At 72.1% G+C, this 16,474-nt stretch carries 2 protein-coding genes; both read right to left on the reverse strand.

Going from position 1 to position 16,474, the window contains the following annotated elements; genetic code table 11:
• Nucleotides 1-4: 4 nt before the first annotated feature.
• Nucleotides 5-5,578, reverse strand: a complete 5,574-nt coding sequence (locus OHA89_RS10765; protein WP_406366010.1) for an SDR family NAD(P)-dependent oxidoreductase — start codon at nucleotides 5,576-5,578, stop codon at nucleotides 5-7.
• Nucleotides 5,579-5,632: 54 nt separating this feature from the next.
• Nucleotides 5,633-16,462, reverse strand: a complete 10,830-nt coding sequence (locus OHA89_RS10770) for a type I polyketide synthase (protein ID WP_406366011.1) — start codon at nucleotides 16,460-16,462, stop codon at nucleotides 5,633-5,635.
• Nucleotides 16,463-16,474 lie beyond the last annotated feature (12 nt).

Below are 16,474 nucleotides of genomic sequence, written 5' to 3' on the forward strand. Positions count from 1 at the left end.
GGTTTCAGATGAGCCCGAATTCACCATCGATGAAGTCGAAGATTTCATCGGCGGACGCGGATTCCAGCTGCTCCGCCACCGTGGAGGCGTCCGCCGCCTCGAGCACTCCGTTGCACCTGGCCACCAAACCCTGAAGGCGCAGCGCGATAGTGGATTTCTGGTCGAGGCGCAATCCAGTGATCAGCGACTCAACGTCTTCGATCTTCGCGTTCACACGAGAAAGCACGTCATCGCTGGTACCGAGCTCGTCGCGCAGGTACCTGGCGATGGCCAGCGGGGTGGGGTAGTCGAAGACCAGCGTGGCCGGCAGCTTCAGACCGGTCGCCTCGCGCAGCCGGTTGCGCAGTTCCACCGACGTGAGCGAGTCGAACCCGGTGTCCTTGAACGCCATCTCCGCCCGGACGCTTTCCGGCCCGGCATGCCCGAGCACGACCGCGACCTGAGTACGCACCACGTCGAGGAGCAGTGCCTCCTGCTCCGCCACGGTGAGTCCGGCCAGGCGACCGACCAGCCCGCCGTCCGTGGCGGATGCCGCCTGCGCAACCTGACGGCCGGCCCGTACCAGGCCCCGCATCAGGTGCGGGACTCCCGCACCGGCCGCGGCCTGCGTGCGCAGCGTCCGCAGGTCCAGGTTGACCGGCACCAGCAGCGCCTCCCCGGACGCCGCAGCGGCATCGAACAGCTCCATGCCCTCCGCTGCCGTCATCGCCTGCACACCACCGCGGCTCGCCCGCGCCTGGTCGGCCCCGCCCAGGTGAGCGGTCATGCCGGTGGCCTGCTCCCACAGACCCCAGGCGAGCGACTGCCCGGGCAGGCCCGCCGCGCGGCGGCCGGCCATCAGCCCGTCGAGGAAGGCGTTCGCCGCGCCGTAGTTGCCCTGACCGGCCGATCCGAACACGCCCGAGGCGGACGAGAACACGATGAACGCGTCGAGGTCCATGCCGCGGGTCAGCTCGTCGAGGTGCCGTACCGCGTCCACCTTGGGCGCGAACACCCTCGCCAGCCGCTCCGGGGTCTGCGCCGCGATCACACCGTCATCCAGCACACCCGCGGTGTGTACGACACCGGCCAGGGGGTGCTCGGCCGGGACCGAGGCCAGCAGGGACTCGACCTGGGCCCGGTCGGACACGTCACAGGCCACTGCCGACACCCCGGCACCCTGCTCGGTCAGCTCGGCGACCAGGTCCGCCATACCTTCGGCATCGGGGCCCTTCCGGCTGGCCAGCACCAGACTGCGCACGCCGTGCCGGGTGACCAGGTGACGGGCCACCAGGGCACCCAACGCGCCGGCACCCGAGACCAGGACGGTGCCTTCCGGTCCGAACACCGCGGGAGCGTCCGGGACTTCACCGCCGGCCCGGACGAGCCGGGGGACGGAGAGGGCCGTTCCGCGCACCGCGACCTGCGGCTCGCCGCTGGCCAGCACCGAACTCAGAACGAGCTCGAGATTGCCTTCGGCGGCGGGATCGGTGTCGATCAGGACGATCCGGTCGGGGTTTTCGACCTGAGCGGCACGCACCAGACCCCACACCGCCGATCCGGCCGGATCGGTCACCGCGCCGTCGGCGCCGGCGGGAACCGCGCCACGCGTCGCGACGACCAGCCGCGACTCCTCCAGCCCGGTCCCGGCCAGCCACGCCTGCACGACCTCCAGCACCCGGGTGGTCAACGCCAGGACCGCGTCCTCGCCGTCAGCGCCGACCGCCTCCAGGACAGCGACCGCCGGCACGCCGACGCTCTCGGCCAGAGCCGACACATCGTCAGCGGCGGACACCGGCACCCACGACGGCGAGGGCTCCACACCCTGACCCGGGGACAGCTCGGTCCACTCCACCCCGAACAGCGAATCGGCGACCGCCGTCTCCAACTGGTCGACGGACACCGCCCGGGACACCACCGAGTCCATCGTCAGGACCAGGCCACCGGTCTCGTCGGCAGCCTCTACCGACAGCGCGTCCGCGCCGACCGGGGCCAGCCGCACCCGCAGCGCCGAGGCACCCACGGCGTGCAGCACCAGCCCGTTCCAGTCCAGCGGCTGCCGCACCGGCTGCCCGGATTCCTCCGCTGCCGTGCCCGCCTGAAGCGCAGCGTCCAGCAGCGCCGGGTGGATACCGAACCTGCCGGCCTCCTTGCGCTGCTCCTCGGACAGGGCGACCTCGGCGAAGACCTCCTCGCCACGCAGCCACACCGCCCGCACGCCCTGGAACGCCGGACCGTACGCGTAGCCACGCTCGACCAGACCGGCGTAGAAGTCCCCGGCCTCGACCGGCTGCGCACCGGCAGGCGGCCAGGCGGCGAAGTCGAACCCGGTACCGGAGCCACCCGCGTGGGCCGATTCCGACAGCACACCGGTGGCATGCCGCGTCCACACGTCCGCCCCGGCAGCGTCCTCGAGCTGGGAGTAGACCTCGACGGGCCGCGAGCCGTTCTCACCCGGACCGCCGACCGCGATCTGTACGCGTACGCCTCCGTGCTCGGGCACCACCAGCGGCGTCTCGATCACGAGTTCTTCCAGGGCACCATTGCCGAACTCGTCGCCGGCGCGCACCGCGAGATCGACGTACACCGCGCCGGGGACGATCACCGCGCCGCCGACCGTGTGATCGGCCAGCCAGGGGTGCGTTCGCAGCGACAGCCTCGAGGTGAAGACCAGGCCGTCGGACTGCGGCAGCTGCACCGCTGCGCCCAACAGCGGGTGATCGGACCCGACGAGTCCCAGCGAGGCCGCGTCGGTGGCCGACTCGGCCGGCTGGAGCCAGTAGTGCTGGTGGTCGAAGGCGTAGGTCGGCAGGTCCACTCGCGCCGCCGTCTCCGGCAGCACGGCGCTCCAGTCCACCGCGACACCGCGGACGAACAGCTCGGCCATCGAGGCCAGCAGCCGTCGCAGACCGCCGTCCTCACGCCGCAGCGAACCCGTCACCACAGCACCGGTCTCGGTGCTGTCGACGGTCTCGGTGATCGGCTGGACCAGCACAGGATGGGCACTGACCTCCACGAACACCCCATGACCCTGCTCGAGCAGCGCCACCACCGCCGGACCGAAGCCCACCTGCGCACGCAGGTTCCGGTACCAGTACCCGCCGTCCAGGACATCGGCGTCCTCGACCCACGTACCGGTGACCGTCGAATAGAACGGCACCGTCGGCGCCAGAGCGCCAACCCCGGCCAATGCCTCGGCCAGCGTGGCCCGGATGTCCTCCACATGACGGGTGTGCGAGGCGTAGTCCACCGCGACCCGACGCACCCGGACACCCTCGCCCGACAGCGCCTCCAGCGCCTCGTCCAGCGCCTGCGCGTCACCGGCGATGACGACCGACGAAGGGCCGTTGATCGCTGCGACCTCGACACGGTCCGCCCACGGCTGGATCCGCGCGACCGCCTCGTCCACGCTCAGCGCGACCGACGCCATACCGCCACGGCCCGCAAGCTCCGACGCGATCACCTGACTGCGCAGCGCCACCACACACGCCGCATCCGGAAGCGACAGCGCACCGGACACACACGCGGCCGCGATCTCACCCTGAGAGTGACCCAGCACCGCGTCCGGCTTCACACCCACGGACGACCACACCGCCGCCAGACCGACCATCACCGCGAAACTCGCCGGCTGCAGTACGTCGACCCGCTCCATCAGCTCAGGCTCGACATCGCCACGAAGCACATCGATCAGCGACCAGTCCGCCCACGGCTCCAGAGCAGCCGCACACTCCGCGATCCGCTCCGCGAACACCGGCGAGGAATCCATCAGTTCACGGCCCATGCCCGCCCACTGCGAACCCTGACCCGGGAACACCCACACGACCTTGCCCAGCGCACCCGAACCAGCCGCGCTCCCGGACACCACACCAGGCAGGTTCTCGCCCCGTGCCAGCGCCTGCAGCCCTGCCAGTGCCTCCTGATCCGAGCCGGCGACGACCACCGCGCGGTCACCGAAGACCGAACGCTCCGACACCAGCGCCCCGGCCACGTCCGCCAGCGACACCCCATCGGCGCGCTCGACGAACGCCGCGAGGCGCTCCGCCTGACCCGCCAGGGAACCGGTACTCCGCGCCGAGACCACCAACGGCACCACACCCGCAGGCGCCGCCGCCGTCGAGACGGACTCCGCCTCTTCGGCTGCCGGCACCGGCTCCTCGGGCGCCTCTTCCAAGATCAGGTGCGCGTTCGTACCGCTGATACCGAAGGAGGAGACACCGGCCCGGCGCGGACGGCCGTTACGCGGCCAGTCCCGGGCTTCGGTCAGCAGCTCCACCGCACCCGCCGACCAGTCCACCTGAGTCGAGGGCGTGTCCACGTGCAGGGTTGCCGGGAGCAACCCGTGCCGCATTGCCTGCACCATCTTGATCACACCGGCCACACCCGCAGCAGCCTGCGTATGACCGAGGTTCGACTTCGACGAACCCAGCCACAGCGGCTGCTCCGGGTCCCGGCCCCGCCCGTAGGTGGCCAGCAGCGCCTGCGCCTCGATCGGGTCGCCCAAGGTCGTCCCGGTTCCGTGACCCTCGACCGCGTCGACATCGGACGGGGAGAGCCCGGCGTTGGCCAGCGCCTTGCGGATGACCCGCTGCTGCGAGGGACCGTTGGGCGCGGTCAGGCCGTTCGACGCACCGTCCTGGTTCAGCGCACTGCCGCGTATCACGGCCAGCACGCGGTGCCCGCGCTCGCGCGCCACCGACAGCCGCTCCAGCAGCACCACGCCCACGCCCTCGGACAGCCCCATGCCGTCCGCGCCGTCCGCGTACGCCTTGCACCGTCCGTCGGCAGCCAGGCCCCGCTGACGCGAGAACGCCATGAAGGTGCCGGGCGTCGCCATCACCATCGCACCGCTGGCCAGCGCCATCGAGCAGTCGCCCTGCCGCAGCGCCTGCGCGGCCAGGTGCATCGCCACCAGCGACGAAGAACACCCGGTGTCCACCGACACCGCAGGACCCTCGAAACCGAATACGTACGACACACGGCCCGACGCCACACTCGACGCCGTCGCCGCGCCCGCGAAAGCCTCCAGCTCCGGCGCGACCGCTCCGCCACCGGTTCCGTAACCCTGGTTGGACACACCGGAGAACACCCCGACATCGGTGCCCTTCAGCGAGACCGGATCGATGCCGGCGCCCTCCAGCACCTCCCAGGAGGTCTCCAGCAGCAACCGCTGCTGGGGGTCCATCGCCAGCGCCTCACGCGGCGAGATCCCGAAGAACCCCGCGTCGAAGAGCCCGGCCCCCCGTACGAAGCCACCCTCATTCGTGTAAGAGGTACCCGCGCTGTCGGGATCCGGGTCGATCAAAGCCTCCAGGTCCCAGCCGCGGTCGTCGGGCAACTCGGAGACGGTGTCGGCCCCGTCGACCACCAGCTTCCACAGGTCCTCGGGCGAGGACACACCACCCGGGTAGCGGCACGCCATGGAGACGATGGCGATCGGCTCCCGCGCCTGGTCCTCGACCTCGCGCAGCCGCTTGCGGGCATCGCGGGCGTCGGCGATGGCCCTCTTGAGGTAGTCGCGGAGTTGTACCTCGTCAGCCACTGAATTCAGCTCCCAGGAAATTGGTGTGTGCGATTGCTGTGGGTGGTGGGGTCCCCGCACGGTCCACGCGGGCCGTACGGCCGGGCCCACCCGAGCCCGGCCGTACGGTCCGGCTCAGTCGAGCCGGTCGAAGATCGCGAACAGGTCCTCGTCACTGGCGGATTCGAGATCCTCGTCGGACGTGTCCGCAGTCCCCGCGGCCCCGTCGGGACCGCCGGCCGCCTCGGCTGCCTTCAGCAGCTCCCGCAGACGTACGGTGATCCGCTCGCGGGCCTCCTCGTCGGAGGCCGCGGACTCGATGGCCGTCTCCAGACCTGCGAGACCGGCCAGCACCGGATCGGCGGCGGACGCCTCCTCGACGCCGCACTCCTCGCGCAGGTGGCGTGCGAGGGTCAGCGGGGTGGGGTAGTCGAAGACGAGCGTGGCCGGAAGCTTCAGACCAGTCACCTCACGCACCCGGTTCCGCAGTTCCACCGACGTCAGCGAGTCGAACCCGGCGTCCTTGAACGCCATCTCCGCCCGGACGCTTCCGGGATCGGAATGCCCGAGCACGACCGCGACCTGAGCACGCACCAGGTCGAGCAGCAGTGCCTCCTGCTCTGCCGCACCGAGCCCGGCCAGCCGGTCGGACAGCGACCGGCGCTCCTCGCCGGTGGCCGCCGCCGCCTGAGCCTGCTGCCGGCCGACTCGCACCAGGCCGCGCAGCAGGTACGGAACCCCGCCACTGGCCGCCGCGTCGGCTCGCGCGCCCTTCAGGTCCAGCTTGACCGGCACCAGCAGTGCCTGCCCGGACCCCACAGCCGCGCCGAACAGCTCCATGCCCTCGGCCGGCTTGAGCGCCGTGATGCCCCCACGTCCCTCACGCCGGCTCATCTGAGCCTTGGTGAGGTCGTCGATGGTGTCCCCCAAGTTGGTGGCCGTATCCCACGGTCCCCAGGCAAGCGACAGACCCGGCAGGCCGGCCCCTCGCCGATGGGCCATCAACCCGTCCAGGAAAGCATTCGCAGCGGCGTATCCGCCACTACCAGCTCCCATAAAGACTGACGACGCGGAGGAGTAGACGATGAAGGCGTCGAGGTCCATGCCACGGGTCAGTTCATCGAGGTGCTGCACCGCATTCACCTTCGGCGCGTACACCTTCGCGAGCCGCTCCGGGGTCAGCGCCCCGATCACTCCGGCGTCGAACACACCGGCGGTGTGCACCACACCGGTCAGGCGGTGCTCGGCCGGCACGGATGCCAGCAGGGCCTCGACCTGAGCGCGGTCGGACACGTCACAGGCCACCACCGACACCGTGGCACCCTGCTCGGTGAGTTCGGCGACCAGGTCCGCCACGCCATCGGCATCCGGACCCTTCCGGCTGGCCAGCATCAGATGGCGCACGCCCTGCCGGGTGACCAGGTGACGGGCGGCCAGAGCGCCCAACGACCCGGCTCCCGAGACCAGGACCGTGCCTTCCGGCCCGAACACCGCGGGGCCGTCCGCGACCTCGTCGCCGACCCGGACGAGCCGGGGGACGGACAGGGCCGTTCCGCGGACCGCGACCTGCGGCTCGCCACTGGCCAGCACCGCACCCAGCACGAGCTCCACATTGCCGTCGGCAGCGGGGTCGGTGTCGAGCAGGACGATCCGGTCGGGGTTCTCCGACTGGGCGGCACGCACCAGACCCCACACCGCCGAACCGGCCGGGTCGCTCACCGTGCCGTCACCGGCGGGAACCGCGCCACGGGTCAGCACGACCAGCCGCGACTCCTCCAGCCCGGCTCCGGCCAGCCACGCCTGTACGACCTCCAGCACCCGGGAGGACAGGGCCAGTACGGCGTCCTCTCCGTCGCCGCCCACCGCGTCCAGGACCGCCGCCGCCGGCACGCCGAGGCCGGATGCCGCGTCGTCGGCCAGGGCTGCCACATCGTCCGCACCGGCCACCGGCACCCACCAGGGTGAAGGCTCCAGTCCTTCGGCGAGGGACAGCTCGGTCCACTCCACCCCGAACATGTAGGAGCGGCTGTCGTCCGCTGCCGCGGCATCCAGCTGCTCGACGGACACCGGCCGGGACACCAGCGAGTCCATCGTCACCACCAGGGCGCCGGTCGCGTCCGCGGCCTCGACCGAGAGCGCGTCCGGGCCGCACGGAGCGACCCGTACCCGCAGTGCCGAGGCGCCGGCGGCGTGCAGCACGAGCCCGTTCCATGCGAACGCCAGCACCGGCTCGCGGGATTCGTCCTCAGCCGCGCCTGCCGCGGCACCGAAGGTGCCGGCCTGCAGGGCCGCGTCCAGCAGCGCGGGGTGGAGACCGAACTTGCCGGCTTCCTTGCGCAGTTCCTCCGGCAGAACCACTTCGGCGAAGACCTCATCGCCACGACGCCACACCGCACGCACGCCCTGGAACGCCGGACCGTAGCCGAACCCGCTCTCGGCCAGGTCGGTGTAGAGGTTCCCGGACTCGACCGGCTGCGCACCGGCCGGCGGCCAGGCGGCGAAGTCGAATCCGGTGCCACCCGCATGGGCCGCTGCCGACAGCGTGCCGGTGGCGTGCCGCGTCCAAACGTCCGCGCCACCCTCACTCACGGCGTCCTCGCGCTGGGAGTACACCTCCACCGTGCGCGAGCCGTTCGCACCCGGTCCGCCGACCGCGACCTGGATACGTACGCCGCCGTGCTCGGGCACCACCAGCGGCGCCTCGATCACCAGCTCCTCCAGGACCCCGCACCCGGCCTCGTCGCCGGCCCGCACCGCGAGCTCGAGCAGCCCGGTGCCCGGGAGGAGCACCACACCACCGATCGCGTGATCGGCCAGCCAGGGGTGCGTGCGCAGCGACAGCCTCGAGGTGAAGACCAGCCCGTCCGACTGCGGCAACCGCACCACAGCGCCCAGCAGCGGGTGGTCGGCTCCGGAAAGCCCGAGCGACGCGGCATCGGTGGCCGGCTCGCCCGGCTGGAGCCAGTAGTGCTGGTGGTCGAAGGCGTACGTCGGCAGCTCCACGCGCCGGGACTCCGCCGTCTGCGGCAGGACACCGCTCCAGTCCACGGCCACACCGCGGACGAACAGCTCGGCCATCGAGGCCAGCAGCCGTCGCAGGCCGCCGTCCTCACGCCGCAGCGAACCGGTCACCACCACATCGGCGTGACGGTCGTCGACGGTTTCGCTGATCGGCTGGACCAGCACCGGGTGGGCACTGACCTCCACGAACACCCCGTGGCCCTGGCCCAGCAGCTCGGCCACGGCCGGGCCGAAGCCCACCTGGCCCCGCAGGTTGCGGTACCAGTACTCGCCGTCGAGGACATCGGAGTCCTCCACCCACGTACCGGTGACGGTCGAGTAGAACGGCACCTTCGGCGCCAGGGCGATGACCCCGGCCAGCGCTTCGGCGAGCTTTTCGCGGATGTCCTCAACGTGCCGGGTGTGCGAGGCGTAGTCCACCGCGACCCGACGGACCCGGACGCCTTCGCCCGACAGGGCCTCCAGCGCCTCGTCCAGCGCCTCGGCGTCACCGGCGACGACCACCGACGACGGCCCGTTGACCGCGGCCACCTCGACCCGGTCCGCCCACGGCTGGATCCGCGTCACCGCCTCGTCCTCGGACAGGGCGACCGACGCCATCCCACCGCGCCCGGCCAGATCCTTGGCAATCGCCTGGCTGCGCAGCGCCACCACGCGCGCCGCGTCCTGCAGCGAGAGCGCACCCGCCACACACGCGGCCGCGATCTCACCCTGGGAGTGGCCCAGAACCGCGTCCGGCTCGACCCCCACGGACGACCACACCGCGGCCAGACCGACCATCACGGCGAAGCTGGCCGGCTGCAGTACGTCGACCCGCTCCATGAGCTCGGGAGCGGTCTGGCCGCGCAGCACTGCCAGCAGCGACCAGTCGACCCACGGGTCCAGAGCAGCCGCACATTCGGCGATCCGCTCGGCGAACACCGGGGAGGACTCGAGCAGTTCACGGCCCATGCCGGCCCACTGCGAACCCTGACCCGGGAACACCCACACGACCTTGCCCGGCGCACCCGAACCGGCACTGCCGATCACGACGCCGGGAGCGTTCTCTCCCTGCGCCAGTGCCCGCAGCCCCGGCAGCGCTTCCTCAGCCGAGTCGGCCAGGATGACCGCACGCTCACCGAAGGCCGTACGGTCCGACACCAGCGCCCCGGCCACGTCGGCCAGCGACACCCCGTCGGCGCCCTCGACGAACGCCGCCAGCCGCCCGGCCTGACCGGCCAGGGAACCGGCGCTGCGCGCGGAGACCACCAACGGCAGCACACCAGCGGGCGCCTGCTCTTCGGAGACGCGGTCCGCCGACTCGGCGGGCGCCTCTTCCAGGATCAGGTGCGCGTTCGTACCGCTGATGCCGAACGAGGAGACACCGGCCCGGCGCGGGTGACCGTTGCGCGGCCACTCACGGGCCTCGGTCAGCAGCTCGATGGCGCCCTCGGACCAGTCCACCTGGGTCGTGGGCTCCTCCACGTGCAGCGTGGGAGGCATGACACCGTGGCGCAGGGCCTGCACCATCTTGATCACACCCGCCACGCCGGCGGCTGCCTGCGAGTGACCGATGTTCGACTTCAGCGAGCCGAGCCACAGCGGGCGCTCCGCATCGCGGTCCCGTCCGTAGGTCGCCAGCAGCGCCTGCGCCTCGATCGGGTCACCCAGGGCCGTACCCGTGCCGTGACCCTCCACCACGTCCACATCGGACGGGGAGAGACCAGCACTGTCCAACGCCCTGCGGATCACCCGCTGCTGCGAGGGACCGTTCGGCGCCGTCAGACCGTTCGACGCACCGTCCTGGTTCACCGCACTGCCACGCAGCACCGCCAGCACCCGGTGACCACGCTCACGCGCCACCGACAACCGCTCCAGCAGCACTACGCCCACGCCCTCGGACAGCACCGTGCCGTCCGCGCCGTCCGCGTACGCCTTGCACCGTCCATCGGTGGCCAGGCCCCGCTGACGCGAGAACGCCGTGAAGCCGCCGGGGGACGCCATGACCATCGCGCCGCCCGCGAGCGCCATCGAGCACTCGCCCTGGCGCAGCGCCTGCGCGGCCAGGTGCATCGCCACCAGCGACGAGGAGCACGCCGTGTCCACCGTCACCGCCGGACCCTCGAGGCCCAGCACGTACGACACCCGGCCCGACGCCACACTCGACACCGACCCGGTGACCGCGAAGCCTTCCAGCTCCGGTGCGTCCGCACCGACTCCGTAGCCCTGACCGGACACCCCGGAGAACACGCCGACATCGGTGCCCTTCAGCGACACCGGATCGATACCGGCGCCCTCGAGCGCCTCCCAGGAGGTCTCCAGCAGCAACCGCTGCTGGGGGTCCATGGCCAGGGCCTCACGCGGCGAGATCCCGAAGAACCCCGCGTCGAACTGCCCCGCGTCGTGCAGGAATCCGCCCTTGCTGGTGTACGAGGTACCCGCGCTGTCGGGATCGGAGTCGAACAGACCCTCCAGGTCCCAGCCACGGTCGTCGGGGAAGGACGACACCGCGTCCCGGCCCTCGGACACCAGCCGCCACAGGTCCTCGGGCCCGGTCACGCCACCCGGCAGCCGGCACGCCATGCCCACGATCGCGAGCGGTTCACCCGCATCGGCCACCACGGCCGCGGGTGCCGCCGGCGCGGGCGCCACGTCACCGAACTCCTCGCGCAGGTAGCGGGAGAGGGCCAGCGGGGTCGGGTAGTCGAAGACCAGAGTGGCAGGCAGCTTCAGACCGGTCGCCTCACGGAGCCGGTTGCGCAGCTCCACCGAGGTGAGGGAGTCGAACCCGACGTCCTTGAACGCCATCTCCGCCCGGACGCCCTCCGGCCCGGCATGCCCGAGCACGACCGCGGCCTGAGCACGCACCACGTCAAGAAGCAGTGTTTCCTGTTCTGCCCCGGTGAGCCCGGCCAGGCGGCCGGCCAGCCCGCCGTCCGTGGCGGCCACAGCCCGCGCAACCTGCCGGCCGGCTCGTACCAGGCCGCGCAGCAGATGCGGGACTCCCCCGCCGGATCCGGCCTGGGCGCGCAGCGTCCGCAGGTCCAGCTTGATCGGCACCAGCAGGGCCCGGCCCGCGTGCAGGCCGGCGTCGAACAGATCCAGGCCCTCGTCCGCCGTGATCTCCAGTACGCCGCTACGGCTCGCGCGAGCTTGGTCGACGCTGCTGAGGTTCGCGGCCATGCCGAGGGTCCGCTCCCACAGGCCCCAGGCGAGCGACAGACCCGGCAGGCCCGCCGCCCGACGGCGCGACATCAGCCCGTCGAGGAAGGCGTTCGCCGCCGCGTAATTGCCCTGGGCGCCACCGCCGAACACGCCCGCGACGGACGAGTACACGACGAAGGCGTCGAGGTCCAGGTCACGGGTCAACTCGTCGAGGTGCCGTACCGCGTCCACCTTCGGTGCGAACACGCCGGCCAGCCGCTCCGGGGTGAGCGCCCCGATCACACCGTCATCGAACACACCCGCGGTGTGTACGACACCGGTCAGGCGGTGCTCGGCCGGCACGGATGCCAGCAGGGCCTCCACCTGGTCGCGGTCGGACACGTCGCAGGCCACCAGCGACACGGCCGCACCCTGCTCGGTGAGCTCGGTGACCAGGTCCTGCGCACCCTCGGCATCCGCACCCCGTCGGCTTGCGAGCACGAGGCTGCGCACGCCGTGCCGGGTGACCAGGTGACGGGCCACCAGAGCGCCCAGCGCCCCGGTGGCACCCGTGACCAGGACGGTGCCTTCGGGCCCGAACACCGCGGGAGCATCCGGGACTTCACCGCCGGCCCGGACGAGCCGGGGGACGGAAAGGGCCGTTCCGCGCACCGCGACCTGCGGCTCGCCGCTGGCCAGTACGGCACCGAGCACCGGCTCCACATCGCCTTCGGCAGCGGGGTCGGCGTCGATCAGGACGATCCGGTCGGGGTTCTCGGCCTGGGCGGCACGCACCAGACCCCACACCGCCGATCCGGCCGGGTCGCTCACCGCGCCGTCGGCGCCGGCGGGAACCGCACCGCGCGTCACGACCACCAGCTGCGACTCCTCCAGCCCGGCACCGTCCAGCCAGGTCTGCAGGATCTCCAGTACCCGGGAGGACAGGGCCAGGACCGCGTCCTCGCCGTCACCGCCGACGGCCTCCAGGACCACCACGGCCGGCGCTCCGGCGCTCTCGGCCAGGTCCGCCACATCATCAGCCGTGGCGACCGGCATCCACCACGGCGAAGGCTCCGTCACCTCGGCCGGGGACAGCTCGGTCCACTCCACGCCGAACAGCGAATCGGCGACCGCCGCGTCCGCCGCCGTCTCCAACTGCTCGGCGGACACCGCCCGGGACACCACCGAGTCCAGCGTCACGACCAGGCCGCCGGTCTCGTCGGCAGCCTCGACCGACAGCGCGTCCGGGCCGACCGGGGCGACCCGTACGCGCAGTGCGGAGGCACCCACGGCGTGCAGTTCCAGCCCGTTCCACGCGAAGGCCAGCACCGCCTCCCCGGGTTCCTCCCCTTCCGTGCCCGCAGCAGAGGCGAAGGTGCCGGCCTGCAGGGCCGCGTCCAGCAGCGCGGGGTGGAGGCCGAACTTGTCGGCCTCCTTGCGCTGCTCCTCGGGCAGGGCGACCTCGGCGAAGACCTCCTCGCCACGGCGCCACACCGCCCGCAGGCCCTGGAACGCCGGACCGTAGCCGAAGCCGCGCTCCTCCAGGCCGGCGTAGAAGTCCCCGACCTCGACCGGCTGCGCACCGGCCGGGGGCCACGCGGCGAAGTCGAACGTCTGCCCCGTCCCCGGTGCCGGCGCGGCCGCCAGCATGCCGGTGGCGTGTCGCGTCCACGTCTCTGCGCCGCCCTCGTCGACGGCGTCTTCGCGCTGGGAGTACACCTCCACCGTGCGCGAGCCGTTCGCACCCGGTCCGCCGACGGCGACCTGGATACGTACGCCGCCGTGCTCGGGCACCACCAGCGGCGCCTCGATCACGAGTTCTTCCAGGACGCCGCATCCGGCCTCGTCGCCGGCGCGGACCGCGAGCTCGAGCAGCCCGGTGCCCGGGAGGAGCACCACACCACCGATCGCGTGATCGGCCAGCCAGGGGTGCGTGCGCAGCGACAGCCTCGAGGTGAAGACCAGCCCGTCCGACTGCGGCAGCCGCACCACAGCACCCAGCAGCGGGTGGTCGGCCGTTGCCTGTCCCAGTGAGGCGGCGTCGGTGGCCGACTCGCCCGGCTGGAGCCAGTAGTGCTGGTGGTCGAACGCGTAGGTGGGCAGCGCCACGCGCCGGGACGACGGCGTCTGCGGCAGCACACCGCTCCAGTCCAGCGCGATGCCCCGGACGAACAGCTCGGCCATCGAGGCCAGCAGCCGTCGCAGACCGCCGTCCTCACGCCGCAGCGAACCCGTCACCACCACATTGGTGCCGGTGTCGGTGTTGTCGACGGTCTCGGTGATCGGCTGGACCAGCACCGGGTGGGCACTGACCTCGACGAACACGCCGTGGCCCTGCTCGAGCAGGCCGGCCACGGCCGGGCCGAAGCCCACCTGGCCCCGCAGGTTCCGGTACCAGTACTCACCGTCCAGGACGTCGGCGTCCTCGACCCAGGTACCGGTGACGGTGGAGTAGAACGGCACCTTCGGCGCCTGCGCGCTGATCCCGGCGAGGGTCTGGGCGAGCGCGTCGCGGATGTCCTCCACGTGGCGGGTGTGCGAGGCGTAGTCCACCGCGACCCGACGCACCCGGACGCCCTCGGCGGACAGGGCCTCCAGGGCCTCGTCCAGCGCCTGCGCGTCACCGGCGACGACCACGGAGGACGGCCCGTTGACCGCGGCCACCTCCACGCGGTCCGCCCACGGCTGGATCCTCGCGACGGCCTCGTCCTCGGACAGGGCGACCGAAGCCATCCCACCGCGACCGGCCAGATCCTTGGCAATGGCCTGGCTGCGCAGCGCCACCACGCGCGCCGCGTCCTGCAGCGAGAGCGCACCCGCCACACACGCGGCGGCGATCTCGCCCTGAGAGTGGCCGAGCACCGCGTCGGCCTTGATCCCGACCGATTCCCAGACCGCGGCCAGACCGACCATCACCGCGAAGCTCGCCGGCTGCAGTACGTCGACCCGCTCCATGAGCTCGGGGGCGGTCTCGCCGCGCAGTACGTCGATCAGCGACCAGTCCACGAAGGGCTCCAGAGCAGCCGCGCACTCCGCGATCCGCTCCGCGAACACCGGGGAGGAGTCGAGCAGTTCACGGCCCATGCCGGCCCACTGCGAGCCCTGACCCGGGAACACCCACACGACCTTGCCCGGCGCACCCGAACCGGCCGCGCTGCCGGACACCACACCGGCCGCGCTCTCGCCGCGTGCCAGCGCCTGCAGCCCGGCCAGCGCCTCCTCGTTCGAACCCGCGACCACCACCGCGCGCTCGCCCAGCAGCGCACGGTCCGATACGAGCGCCCCCGCCACCTCCGCCGGCGACACCCCATCGGCGCCCTCGACGAATGCCGCGAGCCGCTTCGCCTGACCGGCCAGGGAACCGGCGCTCCGCGCCGACACCACCAACGGCACCACACCCGCAGGGGCCGACTCCGCCGAGGCGGACTCCGCCTCCTCGGCGGGCGCCTCCTCCAGGATCAGGTGCGCGTTCGTGCCGCTGACTCCGAACGCGGAGACACCGGCGCGACGCGGACGGCCGTTCTGCGGCCATTCCCGCGACTCGGTCAGCAGTTCCACCGCGCCCGCGGACCAGTCCACCTGCGGGGTGGGCGCGTCCACGTGCAGGGTGGCGGGCATCACGCCGTGGCGCAGCGCCTGCACCATCTTGATGACACCGGCCACGCCCGCGGCGGCCTGCGTGTGACCGATGTTCGACTTGAGCGAGCCGAGCCACAGCGGCTGTTCCGGATTCCGGTCCCGCCCGTAGGTCGCCAGCAGCGCCTGCGCTTCGATGGGGTCACCCAGGGTGGTGCCGGTTCCGTGAGCCTCCACCACGTCCACGTCGGACGGGGAAAGCCCGGCACCGGTCAGCGCCTTGCGGATGACCCGCTGCTGCGAGGGACCGTTCGGCGCGGTCAGGCCATTGGAAGCGCCGTCCTGGTTGACGGCGCTGCCACGCAGCACCGCCAGCACCCGGTGACCGCGCTCACGCGCCACCGACAGCCGCTCCAGCACGACCACACCGACGCCCTCGGCCCAGCCCGTGCCGTCAGCCGCCGAGGAGAACGCCTTGCACCGGCCGTCAGCGGCCAGGCCCCGCTGCCGCGAGAACTCCACGAAGGCGCCGGGCGTCGCCATGACCGTCGCGCCGCCGGCGAGCGCCATCGAGCACTCGCCCTGGCGCAGCGCCTGCGCGGCCAGGTGCATCGCGACCAGCGAGGACGAACACGCGGTGTCGACCGTGACCGCCGGGCCCTCGAGGCCGAGCACGTACGACACCCGGCCCGAGGCCACGCTCGACAGCGTGCCCGTGACCCCGAAGCCCTCGGCCTCCGGCGCGTCCGAACCGGCCCCGTAGCCCTGAGTGGACGTCCCGGAGAACACCCCGACATCGGTGCCCTTCAGCGAGACCGGGTTGATACCGGCGGCCTCCAGCGCCTCCCAGGAGGTCTCCAGCAGCAACCGCTGCTGGGGGTCCATCGCCAGCGCCTCACGCGGGGAGATCCCGAAGAACCCCGCGTCGAACTGCGGAGCCTCGTGGAGGAATCCGCCCATGCTGGTGTATGAGGTACCCGCGTGGTCGGGATCCGGGTCGAACAGACCCTCCAGGTCCCAGCCTCGGTCGTCGGGGAAGGACGACATCGCGTCCCGGCCCTCGGACACCAAGCCCCACAAGTCCTCCGGCCCCGCCACGCCACCCGGCAAACGGCACGCCATCCCCACGATCGCTATCGGCTCGCGGGAAGCGCCGACGAGTTGCCGGTTCTGCTTCTTCAGCGAACCGACTTCTTCCAGCGACTTCCTCAGCGCCTCGACGACCTTTTCATACGACGCACTCACTTAACTGCCCCA

Source organism: Streptomyces sp. NBC_01546 (assembly GCF_045208355.1).
Classification (GTDB): Bacteria; Actinomycetota; Actinomycetes; order Streptomycetales; family Streptomycetaceae; genus Streptomyces.